This is a genomic window from Myxococcales bacterium, from assembly GCA_023898405.1.
Classification (GTDB): Bacteria; Myxococcota; UBA727; order UBA727; family JABDBI01.
This window is the reverse complement of record CP060221.1, coordinates 93,426-111,490: the sequence shown is the minus strand read 5'-3', so window position 1 is coordinate 111,490 and position 18,065 is coordinate 93,426. Positions and strand designations below refer to the sequence as shown.

The following is an 18,065-nucleotide window of genomic DNA, read 5'->3' as shown; positions in this document are numbered from 1 at the left end:
AAGGGCAAAAAAATAATTATCGTGGTGGAGAGATGAAATAAGGAGACAGTATGGTTGAAAAGATTCAAGGTAAAAAGGTTCAAAAAGCTCCAGTCGCTAAAGGTGGACAATCTGGTCAGAAAACAAGCGAAAAATCACGTTCAGAAGTTAGTCAAAAAAAAGGAAGTGATAGCAAAAAGAAGTAAATGCTAAAGTGTCTTTGTAAAAAAACGTATCTGTCTTAGTTGTAAAATATTTTTTAAAATAAATACGCACTTAGCCTGAGCCATAAATAGCTCGGGCTTTAATCAATCAAAGGCCTGTTGGTGATAAAAATAAACTTCGTATTGTCTTATTTACTTTTGTTTCTTCCATGAGTTTTTTTATAGTCTCTAAAAAATTGGATCAGCGCAAACATTTCTAATTAGAATTGAAGTTGTTGAAAGTATCGACCCCATATTCGCTTTCTGAGCTAAGGCCTACTTCATGCCCAACTCTGCTGATCATAGCTATGAATTAATTCAAATGATGTCTCATATTTTTCTATTTTCCGCTGTAGCAGGAATTTTAGTTCCTTTGCTTCAAAGAATTCGCCTATCACCGGTCTTAGGATATTTAGTGTGTGGCATAGCCATAGGTCCCTACGGTCTTGCCCGTTTAAGTAGTGATAATAGTTGGTTCAAATATTTAAGTGTATCCGATACTTCAAGTGTTTCGATTTTGGGAGAGTTCGGAATCATTGCGCTTATGTTTGTGATTGGATTGGAACTTTCTTTAAGGCGTTTACAGGAGCTCAAACTTTATGTTTTTGGGCTTGGTAGCACTCAGATAATATTTTCTGGAACTCTCATTTTTCTTGTCGTGTATGCATTAGGCAACAATGCCTATACTTCAATTTTATTAGGAACATCCCTGGCTCTTTCCTCAACAGCTATCGTGATGCAGCTTCTGGCAGAAAAGCGATTGAACCACCAAAAAGTTGGGACCATGTGCTTTTCTGTCTTACTCATGCAAGATCTTGCTGTTGTTCCTATCCTTGTACTCGTTAGTTCTTTTGCTCCCGAAGCTGGACAGCAAACACTGTATTTGCTTTTTGGCTCTATCCTGGTGGCTATTTGTGCAATTGTGTTCATATACGTTATGGGCAGATGGCTCTTAAGGCCATTACTTAATTTGGTCAGCAATGCCAGAAATCCGGAATGGCTGAGTTCTTTTGTACTTTTAATGGTGGCGAGCTGTGCGAGTATTACTATTCTGGCAGGCCTGTCGGGGGCTTTAGGAGCTTTTTTAGCAGGATTATTAATTGCTGAGACAGAATTCCGTTACGAAGTAGAAGTCATCATAAGTCCTTTGAAAAGCTTACTGCTGGGTGTTTTTTTTATGTCCATAGGTATGATTATAGATTTATGGAAAATTGTAACGCACCCAGTTTTATTGTTTTCTTGGGTCATAGGTCTTTTTATTATTAAAGCATTCACCATTTTTATTACAGCAAGACTTTTTAAAATTATAAAAGAAAAAGCAATGAAGCTGGCTCTCTACCTAGCTCAGCCGGGTGAGTTTGCCTTTATGGTAATCAGCGTAGCGCTTGCTGCAAAAATTATCGATCCTGAACAAGGGCAATTTTTTCTTTTAGTAACTGCCCTATCTATGTTTCTTACACCAATAATTTTTGAATTGACGCCCTTCATTACTCGTGGTTTAGCTGCAACTGATGACGTGATTCAAAAAAATAGCTATTTGGAAAAAATAGTGATTCTCGCAGGATTTGGACGTATAGGACAAATTTTGGGTACTATTTTGCAAGAGCAAGGCATTCCCTTCGTTGCACTTGAGTATGATTCCCAAAAAGTTCGCTTTTGGCAAAAAAGAGGATTCCCGGTAATTTATGGCGATGCGAAAAATATTGAGCTGTGGCGTTTGGTGCATGCAGACACTGCCTTAGCAGCCGTAATTACTATTGACGAGAAACATTCAGCTAAAACTATAGTCAGCTCAATTCAAACAAAATGGCCTAAGCTACCCATTATACTTCGCGCCAACGACATAAAAGATATTGACCCTTTGCATGAACTGGGCGCTAAATATGTTGTACCTGAGACGCTCGAGTTAAGTTTGCGAATAGCAAGAATATTAATGTCTGAACTCGGGCTTGAGCACGATCGAATTGATAAGGCGCTCGAGCAGACTTGGCAAAGAAGTTGTTATCCAAGAAGTGTTTTTTAAAATTGAGATCACCAAAAATAAAATTATTTTTAGTCCAAAACTAGTTTTAAACGCTATTAGATTGCAGGTCGTGAAAAACTCTAAACTAAGAAATTTTCACAATGCGAAAGGCCTAAGCAGTAACTTTAGTGTTTCTAGTGCGGATAATTCACAAATATAATAATAAAGCCAAGAAATGAGGAATGTATGAAAGCAAAGTGGTTATTTTTTTCTGTAATTTTTTTCATGCTAGGATGTACCTCGATCAAAAATATTACTCCTCAAAAGCATGCTCTTGTAATACAGAATTTTCGTTTTGCTCCTCTGGGAATGCTGGAGCAGGAGCTTGTAAAGCGCGGTTACCAAATCTCAGTATTTGATGCGGAACATCGCGGTATGCAATTGGCCCATATGAATCCACTTGATTATGATTTAGTTGTAGTTCTCGGTGGACTTATGAGTGCAAATGATACAGAAAGTTACCCCTATCTCGAAGAGGAAATGCGTTTTTTAAAAACCCGTGATCTGCATCAAAAACCATCTATAGGAATATGTTTGGGGGCTCAGCTCATGGCTCGTTCTTTAGGAGGATCAGTGCGCGTTGGAGAAAATGGACGGGAGTTTGGGGTTAAAGAATTATTTCTTAGCGATCACGGTAAAAAAACTCCTTTTAAACTCTTAAAAAACTTTCCGGTAGTGGAAGCACATAATGATACCTTTGATATTCCTCAGGGAGCACTCCTGCTAGCATCGAGCAAGCAATATAAAAACCAAGCTTTTTTGCACAATAAATCGCTAGCTCTTCAATTCCATCCTGAGGCGGATGCTCACACCGTTCAGATATGGATGGATATTTTTCAAAGAAACGATAATACCGAAATGAAAAGTAAGTTTGGCTATCTTAATGAAAAACTAAGGCCACAAATCCAGAAATTTTGGCATTCGTGGTTGGATATGCTCGAAAAAAATGAACCCTCTTTAGCTGCAAATTTTTAAAATAATTTTTTGCAAAAAATGTGGGAGATTTAGTCTTTTGAAAGTTATCGATATACCCCTCCCACAACTGTTCTAGTTCATTTTTGGGATTCATTTTTATATGAATCAAGGCTCCAAGCAAAATATTGTTTCTTTGCAGAAAAATAACTTTAATATCAGTGAGTTATATTTTTATTGTGTTTGTTCTAAGAGACCGTATTTGATTTTTTGTGCTTTATCTATACATTTTTCCCTTGTAAATTCTAAAAACAGCGCAGAAAAATGAAACAAGGTGATCATGTTCAGCTTATTATCAATAAGCTAGGGAAACACGGCGAAGGTATTGCTCATAGTGAAGGACTTCCCATTTTTGTTGAACATGCTTTGCCACATGAAAAAATTCAAGCAAAAATAATCTTGGTCAAAAAAAGCTATGCCAGTGCACAGCTGTTGAGGATAATCTCACCCAACGAAAAACGAGTAACTCCATCTTGTTCTCACTTTGAAACTTGTGGCGGCTGCCAGATTATGCATTTATCCTATGATGAGCAATTAGAGCAGAAGCATAAACTAGTAAAAGAGGCTTTAAAAAATACTTTAGCAACTAAAGATTCTTTCGAGATTTTTCCATGCTTAGCTTCACCACAGCCTTTTAATTACCGAAATAAAATTCAGTTGCCGGTTACACAAAGAGCCAGCACGATTGTGAGCGGATTTTACAAACGAGGAACACACGAAGTCGTTCCCTATGATCGCTGCTTAGTACATCATTCCATAATGGAACGGTCGGCACACAACATAACCCAACTGATCCAAAATTCTATGCTTAGGCCCTATTGTGAAAGCACGCAAACAGGGAGTTTGCGTCATTTTATTTTGCGAGCCAACAGTAAAAACGAAATTCTGGTAGGTTTGGTTACCAATGGTACTGAAAGTAGCCATGTGAGAAATTTAGCTCAATCTATTAAAACGTTGCTTCCCAATATTGTGGGCGTAGTAGAAAATATTAACCAACGAAAACAAAATACTATTTTGGGTGAAGAAACCAATACATTATGTGGTAAGCCCTATCTTAGGGAAGAAATCGACGGCTTGCTCTTTAACACTTCTCTTGCATCTTTTTTTCAGGTTAATTTGCATGCTGCGAAAATTCTCTACCAAATAGCCCTCAATTTTGCTCAACTTACAAAAAATTCTATTGTGTTAGACGCTTGTTGTGGAATTGGCACCATGACTCTACTTGCATCTCGTCTGTGCAAAGAAGTTATAGGAGTTGAATGCGTGCCGCAGGCTGTAGTAGATGCTCAAGAAAATGCTCGAATAAATAACATCCATAATGCACGCTTTATAACTGCCAAAATCGAAGATAAAACTGAATTATTTCAAGGAATCGATTGCGCATTACTTAATCCCCCACGAAAAGGTCTTGACCAAAAAGTCTGTCAAGCACTCGATACCTTTGGACCAAAACGGCTTGTTTATATTTCTTGCAATCCTCACACATTGGCTCGTGACGCACAGTTGCTCACTCGTTATTCTTTGAAAAAAATTCAGCCGGTTGATATGTTTCCTCAAACAATGCACGTAGAATCTGTGGCATTGTTTGAGCGGATCTAATTTTAAGCTTTTAGAAGTCTATTTGCTTTGTCCACAAGTAGCAGACCAATCGTGGTCATCGTAAGCAAACAAAGAAAGAGCCAAGTTTTTTATTAGACATTGATGCAATAACCCTTTCTATTGTCTTCCAATTAAAATCAGATATTTTATTTCAATTGAGTTCATGTTTTAAAGCACATTCGCATCTTCCATATCATCAAATAATTTTAAAAACCCTTTTTGCCTTAGTACATCTTCATAGTTCATGTGACCACGAGCATAATCATGCAATTCCACATTATTTAAACCATCATTCCAATGGTATCGCCCACTACAACGATTGCATTTCATACCATTACATCCCTCCGAGCGTTCATTAAGCTGTCCACAATGGGGGCACATACGATATCTGCCATGGAATGATTCATCATCATCATCTTTATATTCGCTATACGGTTTTGGTGGCGGTGGCAATTTGCCCAATTTGTAGAGCTTAGCGAACAACATTTTTTGCCCGTAAAGAGAAACGCAATCCTGACCACAAATCTTTTTGCCACATTCTAAGCAGCCCTCAAAAGTACAAATCGGACAACTAAAGTAATTATTATCATCCTCAACACGTTTGCCATTGATACATTCGGGAGTAAAACACGGTTTGTAATCCTTCCATTGGGTTTGTGCTGAGAATCTCACCAAAATACTTTGCAACGCATCTATGTTCTCTTTATCGCAGCCAGCTTGATAAAAGTTTGCCAGTTTAACTAAAGAGCGACATTGTTGGTTAGGGCACACAGGCTTTTCATGCCTATTTTTTATCAAATGTTCTAAGTTTTCCTTAAGGCAATCCGAGCAAGTTTGATGGGTACACTCATCATTTCCCCCTATACAATCGAGCAGATTTTCTGTTTCATCAAAACATATAGGACATTCACCTGAAATCACTACATTATTTTGATGGTCATCAAGGGGATTTTTTAATCCTAACTGGTGAGCTAAATCATCGCTTGCAATTTTATTCAATGCTGGAAATATTTCTTTGTTAAAATGTCCCAAATTGGCATTTATAACGTTGTGATATTCTTGATTAAATAAACCACTATCAATAGTTAACATGGCTTTTTTTCTAATTTTTGCTATCTCATTAATATTCTTTGCTAATAAACTTTCGTTCATTATATTTTTATATGCTTCGCTCCCATATCCCATATCAATTAATATTAAAGCGAGCTCTTTGTATCCATGCTCAATGGCCTGAAGAAGCACTACCAAACCGTCATGAAGATTACCACTCAGACCGATATTTGCCGTTACCAGGGTTTTCATAACAGTGGTTTCTTTTAAGGCTGCGGCGAGGGCAAGGGCAGTATAATTTTCATTGTTTTCTATGTAAGGATTGGCACCACCATCAAGCAATGCAATAACGGCATCCTTTTCTTTGCGAACAATGGCTAAGTGAAGTGCAGTGTTTCCTTGGTCATCTTGCTCATCCACCTCTGCTCTGCTTTTTATTAAAGCTTCGATAACTTCTATTTGACCAGTGTTAGCAGCCAGATGAAGTGGGGTGAAGCTGTTAGAATTTTCTTTTATATTAGGATTGGCGCCACCTTCGAGCAATGCAATAACGGCATCCTTTTCTTTGCGAACAATGGCTAAGTGAAGTGCAGTGTTTCCTTGGTCATCTTGCTCATCCACCTCTGCTTCGCTTTTTATTAAAGCTTCGATAACTTCTATTTGACCAGTGTTAGCAGCCAGATGAAGTGGGGTGAAGCTGTTAGAATTTTCTTTTATATTAGGATTGGCGCCGCCTTCGAGCAATGCAATAACGGCATCCTTTTCTTTGCGAACAATAGCTAAGTGAAGTGCAGTGTTTCCTTGGTCATCTTGCTCATCCACCTCTGCTCTGCTTTTTATTAAAGCTTCGATAACTTCTATTTGCCCAGCGCTAGCAGCCAGATGAAGTGGGGTGAAGCTGTTAGAATTTTCTTTTATATTAGGATTGGCGCCGCCTTCGAGCAATGCAATAACGGCATCCTTTTCTTTGCGAACAATAGCTAAGTGAAGTGCAGTGTTTCCTTGGTCATCTTGCTCATCCACCTCTGCTCCGCTTTTTATTAAAGCTTCGATAACTTCTATTTGCCCAGCGCTAGCAGCCAGATGAAGTGGGGTGAAGCCGTAAGCATCTTTTACATTCAGATTGGCACCACCTTCGATCAACGCAATAACGGCCTCTTTATTATGAATAGCCAGATGAAGTGGTTGTCTATAGCGCAAAAGTAAGCCCGCTAATTCTAAACGCCTGATCCTTTCTACTTTCTTCTCTCCTTCAGCCTTAATCTCCTCAATGCTTTTATTTGAGAATAAAGATTTAAAATCGATGTCGGCTGGGTGCTTTCGATGAACTAATTTTGTTTTTTCGGCCAAAATTACTTCTCTTTGTTGTTTAGTCGCCGTAACTTGATAGTCTAAATTAGGATCAGCAAAACCCTTTATAAGTTCCCTAATTGCTACTGCATGTCCATTTTGAGCGGCTAAATGAAGAGCTGTGTAGCCTGTTTGGTTGCATCTTTTATTTGGATTGGCACCTTCGGCGATTAAAGCTTTTACAATTGGCAGCCAAATGAAGATAGCTAGCCTCACTGGCTCGTCCACTCCTTAAGCGAAAACGACCGTCACCCGGTCGACTATTGATATCAGAACCTTGCTCGATCAAAAGCAAAGCAACCTCTTGGTTTTCATTAGCAATAGCTAAAGTTAGGGGAGTGTGTTCATCACTATTTCTTGCGTTGGGGTTTCCACCTAAGTCCAAAAGTTTGGCCATTATCTCCGGATTTTCGTTGGTGGCAGCTATCGTATGCAGAGGAGTTCCACCGAATTTATCCCTATTTTTATTAAAAAATATTCCTCGTTTGCCATTGATAGCAAATCCGGCTGAAACAAGAGCTTCAATGGCTTTTGTGTGTCCGCCTTGAGCAGCAAGAAAAAGCGCCCTTTCACCGGCTTTATTTTTTATATAGGGATCAAATGGCACTTGCGTTAATAATTCTATAGCTTCAACAAAGCCAGCTTCAGCAGCTACAAGTAGTGGAGTTCCTCCTAGATGGTCTTTTATATTAGTATTAGCATTAGCCTTAATAAGCTCTTCAATAATTGCTGTTTGACCTGCTTCTACTGCTAAATGAAGGGCGTTTTTGATGAATAATCTTTAGCATTTGGAGCGCCGCAATCCGCCTTCAAAACATTAATCATGCCATAAATACCAGAAGAAAATAGAGATAAAAAAGCATCTTTTATTTTCCCATTTTTTGACAATATTTGCGACTTGCCTTAATCAATCCCTTGACGGTGCTTAAATGCCCGCTTTGAGCAGCCCAATGAAGAGGAACTCTACCATGGGCATCCCTTTTATTAAGTTTAGCGCCATTGTTGAGCATCTCAATAATCACTTCGTCATTACCAGCTTTTGCCGCAGCATGAAGATCATGTGGTATAGCTTGCTCATTATCTTCTAGCTACTTAAAAGAGGCACCTCTTCTATAATGATATTACCTGAATCAGAAGAATGCAGAAAATAAGAGCATGTAAATAAAATTAAAGAAAATGATTTAAATGTAAAATTCATAAAGCAATTTAACCGTGTTTAATGGAAAATAATAAACTAAAATAACACCTAAATATTGTCTGGCAACTCATGATTTTGAAAATCTGGTCCCGGCCTTGACTGTAGTTTTAAAAAATATATAGAAATTGGTTTAAATAGGTGTTTTAATGAATAGATTATTTTTGGTTTTTTTGTTTTTGTTTGGTTGTTCTTATTCGATAAATGGCACTAACCAATCCGTTGAAGAAGCTTTTTCCTTTCTTGAGAATAATTTAAATAATAGTTTTTTTCAGGGCGAAATTAGAATAAATCAAAGCATTATTGGAAGAACTAGCTTTAGATTCGAAAATGGACATTATTTGTATGGTCAAGGAATATGTATTTATCTTGTGGATGAAAATAAAAAAGATCTAGGTTTTGCATTGGTTCGTTTGCAAAATAATCAAATTCGAATAGCCCAGCTTAGGTCCAATAGCGGGCAGGGAAAAGGAATCGGAACGGGTTTGATAGCGATTGTGGCTGAATTAGCCAGGCATTTAGGTGCAGAAAAGATAGATTTAAGTTCAACCACCAGCGCTATTGAGTTTTATAAGAAAATTGGTTTTTTGCATGGAGAGCCATCATTAATTAGTGAGCATCCTATGTATCTTAATTTAAACAATGAAATCTTCTTAAATAGAGCAAAAAAAATGGGTTATTTCAACGATTAGATTGGCCGGAAGTGTTATGTTCCTAAATAAAATTGTGAAAATACCCTAAAGTTTGAAGCTTTAAACTAATAACTAATGACGGAAAGCCATTCTTGTTTAAACAGTACTACTAGTTTACCAATGCACTTTTAACCCGAAGCTTTACTTGGACAATTTCACAGCAAAGCAAACTTATATACAAAAAGTTCAAAATCTTAAGCCAAGCCCACAAAGGACCTGGCTGTCTTGCCATGAACCATGAGATCTCTGCATTTTAGCCAATCTTTATTAAATAATGAGGTAACCTTATATTTAGGAAGCTTGATGAAATACATTAAATATCTAATTTTTTATTCTTATATTTTAGGATTTTTCACTAGTATCCACGCGGAATATAACCATATTAGTGGATGCGTGGTTCCTGAAGAAGAGCCCTCATCAGCATTGGAATTTTTCTTATATCCAAACGAGTTAGAAGCATACCTTTTGCGCGATTATTTGAAAGAACAAGAAGGTATTTTAATTTCGGTTGGCACCTTTAGAACGCTCTTTAATGCAACCATGGGTAATTTTACTAGAATCATCATGTTGGATAATGATGAGCTCATTAATAAATTCAATAAGGCCAATTTAGACTTAATCTCACTTATTGGCCAAAGCCCTTGGTCGACTTTGCAACAACGTTTGGTTTATGCCGCATTGTTGGCTCAACGTCAGTTTTCAATTCAAGATATCGACCTAGTTATAGCCTCAACCCATCCGCCTAGTTTTGCTAATCAGATACAAAATTTATTATCGTTGCTTAAGAAAAGGAGTGTTTTTCCTAAAGAGCAGCCGATTATTGATCCAAGTTTAGGAGCCGACCTAAATGGGAGGCTATCAGAAGCCATAGGCCGTTTTATGGGTGTTGGAGCAGATTCGCAGAAAAACCGAGTCTACGACTTAGAAGACCTTAGCGAAATAAATGCAAGCATGACTTTTTGGCATTCAGATGAAGCTTGGCAAAAAATTCAAACTCTTTTGGCGGATAATAGAATCTCTGTGGTAATGGGCGACCTAAAAGGGCAAAAAACTCTTAAGGGTATTAGAAATTGCTTAAATCAAGTTGGATTTGAAAACACCCCGCTACTTTTCGATGTCTCCAATGCGCTTGACTATTTTATTGATAACAAAAGTGATTATCAAAAATTTATTGACAATATTTCGTTATTTAATAATAGACGCGTAACAATCCTTTTAACATCTAAAAGACTAATGAAAACTAGCTCGTGGGTATATTTTTCTGTGCCTGGTATTTTAATATCAGATTGGCCCACAACTAGTGGTAGAATAGCTAAATCTAACTCTAACTCAGTTATTGAGCTATTTCGAATTCTTCAAATAGTCCCTTCAAATAAGAGAGTTTTTATTGTTGGCAATCCGACACAATAATAAATTCGGTATCCCCTACCTTAGCCAGATTTCTAGAAAATTAGGCCTAAGAAACAGGGCCCCCTCTGTCTAAATTCCTCGCTTAGCATGGGTTCCTTAAGGCCTGGCTGGCTATTTGCTAGAAAATGAGCATAGTTCTACCGGGAACCAGGTTGTACCGCGGTTCCATCGACTACCGGACACCCATTTCGCCGCACGATTGCGCTTGATTGACGATGGCTCAAGCTAAAGGTTTAGCCATTACTGTTGTTGCTGATATCTTTAAATAATTGTTCAAACAAATCGCCCAAGGTGCCGTTAAATCTTTTCATAACTATGTCATACATATTAGGCAAACTGATTCAAATCATCGCTAGGGATGAGGCCTAAGCGATAAAACTCATCAACAAAATCTCCTTCGTTGTTGTTTGAACCTTGGCCTTTTTTCCATCTGCAAAAATTCTCAGCATTTTGCCATGATTTTTTTGCCGAATCTTTACTGATCCAATCAGTATATTCGTGCAGCCATATGAAAAGAAGTAGTTTATCGATTTTAGCATTGGGATTAACTTCTGAATTAAAAAGTTGAGTTACTTTTTCGAAATTTTCTGAATATTGTTTCCACACGAGATGCATTTTTCCTTCGCCGAAAAAAAAGAATCTGTCTCCATCGTTATGGACAAGATCATGACCGAGCAATGACATCGACGACATCTGGAATCTTCCTCGATGTGCAGGTCCAGGTTTGGCTGAAAAGCTAAGAATGTCGTATCCATGAGCAACGGTGTAGAGCCATGTACCAATTCCAAACAGCCCAGATTCGCTGTATATCGGAATGCAATACTTATTGACGGAATCGGACCCAATTTTAACGTGTCTAACGTCAGCGTATAAAAATAATTTACTGTCCTCTAATCTTTGCTCATTGAGAAGAAAATCAGCGGTTGAATTAAAAACCCCACAATATCGATCTTGAGCTAAATCTGTCATCATGCATAGCTTGGTTCCAACAATAAAAAAAGTTTCAAACTTAATATTATTCAATGATTTCATATCATCGATCTGAATGCTCAGTGCATTTAGCTCATCTTTAACTTTGCAATAATTTTTTCCTGCTTTGATGTACGTGGCAAAAAAAGAAATCATTTCATCCATTTTTTGGTGTAGCTGCTGCCTCATGTCATCCGTAACCGCGTCTTGTTTTTCTTGGTTACCATATTCCACAAAGAACTTCGCACGTTCCATATCAAATTCATATGAATTATCATTACAAAATATGGAGCTGCTTACCAACAAAGAAAACAGCGCTGTTGCTCTTATTGACAAATAAGTCATTTGTTAATTCCTCTTAACAAGTGCCTGCAGAATACATATCGCAGAACCGCATCGCCGTCTTCATACTGAAGAGCACCGAGAATTTGATAGAGCGGCTAATTCGAGGACACTCCATCCTCTACAATTTCATTTAGCGTATCCATTATTCCACTCCAGAGCTTTGAGTCAGTTGATCGACCATTAAATTTGGTTTCAGCTCTGATCTGTTCACAATCTCCATTGTAGTATTTTTCAACGGTTTTTTTCATTGCGACCGGCCCAGATACAGCCAACGTTAGAGTAAATCTATCGATATCGAACCCGAACATTTTACTTTGTTTTGTGCTTGGCCATAGGCCACTTTGAAGCTTCTGTATTGTTTCGCTATATTTAGTGATGAATAAAGACATGGGATTTTCTTTTGGAGCAAATTCGCCACAGACGGCATAAAGCATATTGATTTTTCCCTGCAGATATTCAATTAGTTTTATTTTTCGGTCTTCAGTCTTATGAGGAAAGGAGGATGAAAGGCTAATAATATCCATTTCATGATATAGCTCCATCGCTTTTTCGTCAGGCAGATCTTTGTGGATTGGTAGTACCTGCATTTCTAGTCTCTTGACAGATTTCGAATTTTTAACGGCGTCTTCGTCGTATTCGACGATTGAAATGGTGCCGGGAGAATCGCTATTTAAATTGCGGTAGTTTTCCGCGACTACACTCAAATACTCTCTGACAAATTTTCCGCGGCGCTTTGAAAAAAGCATTTGATTGCTGACGACGTACCTATTTTCTCTCTCGGAAAATAATCCCATCAAGAAATCACACTCCGGTTTAGGGATCTCCAAGGTAAAATCGCCTCCCGCGATTCCAACGGTAATGTCAAAATCAAAATACACGCCACCATATAAGTACAAAATAACAAGGCGTGTGATATCGCTCGCTGCTGCGAGATTTCTTACCTTCATAATGGGATGCAAAAGCTCTTCATCAAAGCTTTTCCTTAGTACGTCAATGTCTTCAGCCAGATTGTTATCTGGGAGCTGACCTTCATTTGCTAACGTTGTTATTTCGGACCACACTTTCTCAATTGCAACCAACTTCACATGATCACGTTTTTCACCAGAAAAGGTGTTTTCAAAGTATTCAAGGATACTTTCATACTTCCTGCCCAGCGGGGCTTCAGTCAATGCTCTGGTAAAGTTTTGATTTTCGTCTCGAGCACATAGTTTTCCCTGTGCGAGCCTATCGCGCAAATCCTTTTCGCTGTATCGGACGGAGCACCACCAAACCAAATATAGTGCAGATTGTTAGGTATAGTTGGACTGTCAGCGACATGTGCAGGGCTTGCTGAGGAAATCGCAGCAGCATAGCCTTGTGAACCCATTGCTAATGTTATAATGACGCTAATAAAACTCAAAAAAGTCATTTTAATCCTCAGATTACATTTTTTTTCTTATACAACCAGCGGCAATAACAACTGAGTTAGAGGCTGTACAAAAAATCAATTCTGCATTCTTTTTAATAAATGTCGCTTCGGCGAAAGTATGACGTGAAAACCTTTTTTGCAACATATTGGTATGCGGTTCCCTGGACTAACAATTCTATAACCGTAGGTTTTCATTCAAATGCGCCCGCTGGCCATTCTGACTATTTTCCGAGGCCATCTGACGTTGTTGCTTATTTGGGCACTAAGCTGCCCTATTTGGCTTCTGATTATTTAGAGATTGTTTTAAAAATAATCTTTCTCTAAGCTAAAAGCGTTTTTGACCATTATCCCTTGTTATTCCCGTGCAGGCGGGAATCTAACTAGACGGCAATACTTACTCAGTCCAATGATTAACACTTTTTTAACTATGCAGCGCTCTTTCTATGCTCAAAAAGAAACGACATAATTTGTGTCGGGGGCCAGCAATGACTTATCTCGTAGAATTTACGGCAAGCGAAGAAGCTATCACAGGGAATAATTTATATTATTCATTTTAGTTGGACAGTTAGGCGTTTTGCCTGGATCCCCGGCTGCGCGGGGCTGACAGCTGAATCAATAATTCGGCTCACAAATCCTCCAGGGCAATAAAGCAGCGCAAAGTTAAGTGTATTGCGTAAAGTGCACTTGAATAAAATCCAAATAACTATTAAAGCCTAATCGAGCCTAAATGGAGCTATCAATGGATTTACACCAAAATAATACCACTTATTATTTAGAGAAATTTGAATACGACTTTGTCGCAGCTGAAAAACATGGGGTTGATCTAAATCCAAAAAAATATGACACCCCAACACTAAAAAATTTAATTGAAGGGTTCGAAGAATTATTGCTTAGTCCATTTGATTCGGATGATATATGGGCAGAAACTAGAGTTATCGCTTTACTTGTTTTTGCCGAGTTAGCGATTGTCCTCCCAATCGAAAAAGATTTAGGAAACATAGATACAAGAAATATAGTCAATATTTACCTTAGCGCACTACAATCTGAGCTCCTTGAGCGAGACCACATTTTAGGTTTTTGTGAAAGCCCTCAGTTAATAAACTTGTATCTTCCGTTTCTTGACTCAGCAACGCTCAAAAGCACAGAAATTCCTAGCCATTACTCACCTAGAACGAAAGAATTTGCCAAGCTGATAATTGACACACTCTCGCAAGCAGAAAAATCATACGCTTTCCAAGACTAACGATGGTGCACTCGAGTTTACTAACCTAAATATAATTTTGGAGGCCATATCGCCTCCGTTGGTCTATCTACTTTTAGTAACCAAGTTTTTTTAAACCCTTGGCAGAAGTCGTCCAGTCAGGCTCGACGCGAACAAAAAGCTTGAGCATAACCTGGCAGTTCAAAAGATATTCAATATCCTTTCTTGCACGCATGCCAATGGTCTTAATGCTTGCCCCACCCTTACCAATGACAATAGCTTTTTGACTTTTTCTTTCCACATGCAAAACGGCTTCGATTTCAATTAATGGTTTTTTTTCATTTTCGCGACGACTTTCATCGAAATGCTCCACGCTCACAGCAATACGGTAGGGAAGCTCATCGTTTAACTCAAGCATGGCTTTTTCACGGATAAGTTCAGCAACGATTTCTTTTTCGCTGGCATCGGTAAAAAGTTCATCGCTAAAAATAAACTCACTTTCCGAAGCTCTGCGTGCAAGTGCATCAAATAAATTATCAAGTCCGTCTTGCGTCACAGCGCTCAAGGGAATGATTTCATCAATGCCACATTCTTGGGCATAAAGAGCCGTGAGCTCAAGCAGTTTTGATTTATCTTTGATCTCGTCAATTTTGTTGACTACCAACAACAGTGGCTGTTTATTTTTTTCAGCACCGCTTTTGATCTTATTAATAAAAGCTGCATGTTTTTTAATCGGATCCTTGGCATCAACAATAGCAACGACCTGCTCTACATCATTTAACGCCTGAAAAATTTGATCATGCATAAAATGATCGAGCCCTGTCTGCGTTCTTACAGCACCTGGCGTATCAAAATAAATTTGTTGGCAGTTATTTTTGGTTCTAATACCGCGAATTATTCTGCGTGTCGTTTGTGCTTTTCTGGTAGTTGGAGCAATTTTGGCCCCCACCAGTGCATTGAGCAAAGTGCTTTTACCTACATTTGGCTGCCCAACAAAAGCAACCGTCGTTACAAAAGTTTTTTTATCATTCATTATTTAACAACCACATTTACTAATCGATCAGGTACAACAACAATTTTTACGATTTCTTTTCCATCAATAAATCGCTGTACTTCACTATCATTAAGAACTAATTTTTCTACTTCTTCTTTGCTAAGGCCTTTAGATATTGGCAAAATATTCCGCACTTTGCCGTTAACCTGTGCCACGAGCTTTATGGCATCCTCGATAAGCAAATCTTTATTAAAGACAGGCCAACTGGATGCGAGCAAAAACCCCTTTTGTCCAAGCCTGCTGAATATTTCATCGCATATGTGTGGGGCAAAGGGCGATAAAAGGTGCAAAAACTGAATTAAAGTGGAACAGGCAATTTTTTCGCTGGCCGTTGCAACATTTACAAAGGTCATCATTTGAGCGATTGCTGTATTAAAACGCAATTCTTCGATATCTTGCTCAACTTTTTGGATAGTTTTATGAAGCTCACTTAAAAGCTCTGGGCTTTCTTCACCAAAATGCAAAACTGAGCTCAACTCGTTGCTCTCTTCGTTGACAGCTAATCTCCACACTCTATGTAAAAATCGATGTACACCTTCAACACCATTCATCTGCCATGGTTTTACTTGCTCTAACGGACCCATGAACAATTCATAAAGGCGCATAGAATCAGCACCGTATTGTTGAATTACGTCATCGGGATTTACCACATTAGAACGAGATTTGGACATTTTTTCGATTTGGGTTTTTAATAACAGGCCGCTTTCTTTTGTATAAAAAGCACCATTTTTTTCTTCGACTTCGCTTGGGTGATAATATTTTCCGTTTTCATCTTGGTAGCTTTGTGCCAAGATCATCCCTTGGTTAAATAATTTTTGAAATGGTTCTTTGGTGTGCACTAAACCACAGTCAAACAATACTTTGTGCCAGAAACGCGCGTATAAAAGATGGAGCACAGCATGTTCAACGCCGCCAATATATAAATCGACAGGCATCCAATAATTCTCAAGATCTTTGTCAAAAGGTGCCCTATCATTTTGCGGATCGATATAGCGCAAATAATACCAGCAAGAACCAGCCCACTGAGGCATAGTATTTACTTCTCTTTGTGCTTTTTCTCCATTAGGCAAAGAAATTGTGCGCCATGAATCATCTGCACGTGCTAATGGAGGTCGCCCGTCATCTGTAGGACGGTATTCATCAATCTGAGGTAGTGTTACCGGAAGTTCATCTTCCCTCAGAGCAAAAGGCTGCATGTTGGAATCATAAGCGATGGGGAATGGTTCGCCCCAGTAACGCTGTCTCGAAAACAGCCAGTCACGCAATTTATAGCTCACTTTCTTTGTGCCATAACCACCCTCCTCTAAAGCTTCGATAGCTTTTTTTCCGGCAGTTTGAGGAGTTAGACCATCAAGAAAATCTGAGTTGATCATGCGGTCTTGTTCGATCACCTGAATAATTTCGATAGCGTACTGAAGAGCAAACTCTTGATCACGTTCATCATCACTGGGAACTCCCATCACAGCTCCCGATCCATAGTTGGCTAGTACATAATCGGCTATATAAATAGGCAATTTCTTTTTGCTCAGCGGATGAACAGCATAGCTTCCCGTAAATACGCCTGACTTTGATTTATTAGCGTTGGTGCGTTCTGCATCATCTTTCTTTTGAGCATCATCAATGTATTTAAGCCCTGCTTCTTTTTGTTTTTCATCGAGCAAAGTTTTGGCTAAGGAATGTTCAGGAGCAAGCGCAATAAAAGTCACGCCAAAAATTGTATCTGGTCTGGTAGTGAAAACTTTTAATGAGTCGCTTGAATTATCGACAGTAAAAGAAATTTCAGCACCTTCTGATTTGCCAATCCAATTGCGCTGCATTTCTTTTACGCTCTCGGGCCAATCAACATCGTCGAGATCAGTGAGCAATTGTTCTGCATAGGCAGTAATCTTAAGCATCCATTGACGCATTAAGCGTCTTTCAACCAGATCACCTGTCTCAACATATTTGCCATCTTTAACTTCTTCGTTGGCCAAAACTGTTTTAAGCGCTGGGCACCAATTAACATTGACATCTGCCAAGTAAGCGAGTCCTTTGTGATAGAGCTTCAAAAAAATCCACTGAGTCCATTTATAGTAAGTTTCATCAGTCGTGCTAATTTCTCTCGACCAATCATAAAAAAATCCCAGCCGTTTGATTTGAGCTCTGAAATTATCAATATTGCGTTTGGTAATAACAGCAGGATGGATACCGTCTCTCATAGCAGCACGTTCTGCAGGCAAGCCAAAAGCATCCCACCCCATCGCATGTAAAACATTAAAACCTTTCATGCGCTTATAACGTGCAACCACATCAGTTGCCGTATAGCCTTCAGGATGTCCTACATGTAGCCCTGCTCCTGAAGGGTAAGGAAACATATCAAGAGCAAAATATTTTGGTTTTTTCTTCAATTCGTCCAGATCACGTGGGGTGATAAAAAGAGAATTATTTTCCCATTCTTTTTGCCATTTATTTTCGATAAGTTTTGGTTGATAACGCACTTAAAAACTCCTGCAATTTTATCTTACCTCAGAGCGAGCTGTTATTTTTTACCACTGAGCCCAGTCTCGCAATGTCGGTTTGACTAAAAAAATAAAATTTCTGCTTTCTTTTTTGTAATAAGGTCAAAGGGAACTAAA

Annotated in this window: 14 protein-coding genes; 7 read left to right on the top strand and 7 right to left on the bottom strand. The window is 38.6% G+C overall.

Annotated features, from left to right (window positions below; all coding sequences use genetic code 11):
• The first annotated feature begins 465 nt into the window (after nucleotides 1–465).
• From H6731_00570 to rlmD, 3 genes are all read left to right on the top strand, one after another.
• Nucleotides 466–2,205: a cation:proton antiporter gene (locus H6731_00570; GenBank protein USN50945.1), complete on the top strand. Its 1,740-nt coding sequence runs from the start codon at nucleotides 466–468 to the stop codon at nucleotides 2,203–2,205.
• Nucleotides 2,206–2,391: 186 nt separating this feature from the next.
• A complete protein-coding gene (locus tag H6731_00565) occupies nucleotides 2,392–3,180 on the top strand; it encodes a hypothetical protein (GenBank protein ID USN50944.1) in 789 nt (262 codons plus the stop codon).
• 261 nt (nucleotides 3,181–3,441) lie between these two features.
• Nucleotides 3,442–4,776: a 23S rRNA (uracil(1939)-C(5))-methyltransferase RlmD gene (gene rlmD / locus H6731_00560; GenBank protein USN50943.1), complete on the top strand. Its 1,335-nt coding sequence runs from the start codon at nucleotides 3,442–3,444 to the stop codon at nucleotides 4,774–4,776.
• Between the two features lie 168 nt (nucleotides 4,777–4,944).
• Here the strand turns inward: rlmD and H6731_00555 are convergent, their stop codons facing one another.
• The 3 genes from H6731_00555 to H6731_00545 form a co-directional block, all read right to left on the bottom strand.
• Nucleotides 4,945–7,392, bottom strand: coding sequence for an ankyrin repeat domain-containing protein (locus H6731_00555; protein USN50942.1), 2,448 nt, complete (start codon nucleotides 7,390–7,392; stop codon nucleotides 4,945–4,947).
• Nucleotides 7,322–7,783, bottom strand: coding sequence for an ankyrin repeat domain-containing protein (locus H6731_00550; GenBank protein ID USN50941.1), 462 nt, complete (start codon nucleotides 7,781–7,783; stop codon nucleotides 7,322–7,324). The genes H6731_00555 and H6731_00550 overlap by 71 nt, the downstream gene beginning before the upstream one ends.
• Before the next feature lie 259 nt (nucleotides 7,784–8,042).
• Nucleotides 8,043–8,198 (bottom strand): hypothetical protein, encoded by a 156-nt coding sequence (locus tag H6731_00545; GenBank protein USN50940.1) that lies wholly within the window; start codon nucleotides 8,196–8,198, stop codon nucleotides 8,043–8,045.
• Between the two features lie 322 nt (nucleotides 8,199–8,520).
• On the opposite strand from H6731_00545, the gene H6731_00540 reads away from it, so the two are divergent.
• Both H6731_00540 and H6731_00535 read left to right on the top strand, forming a co-directional pair.
• Nucleotides 8,521–9,063 carry a GNAT family N-acetyltransferase gene (locus H6731_00540; GenBank protein USN50939.1) on the top strand — a complete coding sequence of 181 codons (543 nt, stop codon included), beginning with the start codon at nucleotides 8,521–8,523 and terminating at the stop codon, nucleotides 9,061–9,063.
• Between the two features lie 303 nt (nucleotides 9,064–9,366).
• Nucleotides 9,367–10,473: a hypothetical protein gene (locus H6731_00535; protein ID USN50938.1), complete on the top strand. Its 1,107-nt coding sequence runs from the start codon at nucleotides 9,367–9,369 to the stop codon at nucleotides 10,471–10,473.
• Nucleotides 10,474–10,800: 327 nt separating this feature from the next.
• On the opposite strand, the gene H6731_00530 is transcribed toward H6731_00535, so the two are convergent.
• Both H6731_00530 and H6731_00525 read right to left on the bottom strand, forming a co-directional pair.
• Entirely contained in the window at nucleotides 10,801–11,787 is a 987-nt protein-coding gene (locus H6731_00530) for a hypothetical protein (protein USN50937.1), read from the bottom strand.
• A 95-nt stretch (nucleotides 11,788–11,882) separates the two neighbouring features.
• Nucleotides 11,883–13,022, bottom strand: coding sequence for a hypothetical protein (locus H6731_00525; GenBank protein USN50936.1), 1,140 nt, complete (start codon nucleotides 13,020–13,022; stop codon nucleotides 11,883–11,885).
• Nucleotides 13,023–13,318: 296 nt separating this feature from the next.
• On the opposite strand from H6731_00525, the gene H6731_00520 reads away from it, so the two are divergent.
• Both H6731_00520 and H6731_00515 read left to right on the top strand, forming a co-directional pair.
• Entirely contained in the window at nucleotides 13,319–13,519 is a 201-nt protein-coding gene (locus tag H6731_00520) for a hypothetical protein (protein ID USN50935.1), read from the top strand.
• Nucleotides 13,520–13,934: 415 nt separating this feature from the next.
• Complete coding sequence (locus H6731_00515; GenBank protein USN50934.1) at nucleotides 13,935–14,438, top strand: hypothetical protein; 504 nt, start codon at nucleotides 13,935–13,937, stop codon at nucleotides 14,436–14,438.
• A gap of 73 nt (nucleotides 14,439–14,511) precedes the next feature.
• On the opposite strand, the gene era is transcribed toward H6731_00515, so the two are convergent.
• Both era and H6731_00505 read right to left on the bottom strand, forming a co-directional pair.
• Nucleotides 14,512–15,429 carry a GTPase Era gene (gene era / locus H6731_00510; GenBank protein ID USN50933.1) on the bottom strand — a complete coding sequence of 306 codons (918 nt, stop codon included), beginning with the start codon at nucleotides 15,427–15,429 and terminating at the stop codon, nucleotides 14,512–14,514.
• Nucleotides 15,429–17,927 carry a leucine--tRNA ligase gene (locus H6731_00505; GenBank protein USN50932.1) on the bottom strand — a complete coding sequence of 833 codons (2,499 nt, stop codon included), beginning with the start codon at nucleotides 17,925–17,927 and terminating at the stop codon, nucleotides 15,429–15,431. The genes era and H6731_00505 overlap by 1 nt, the downstream gene beginning before the upstream one ends.
• Nucleotides 17,928–18,065 lie beyond the last annotated feature (138 nt).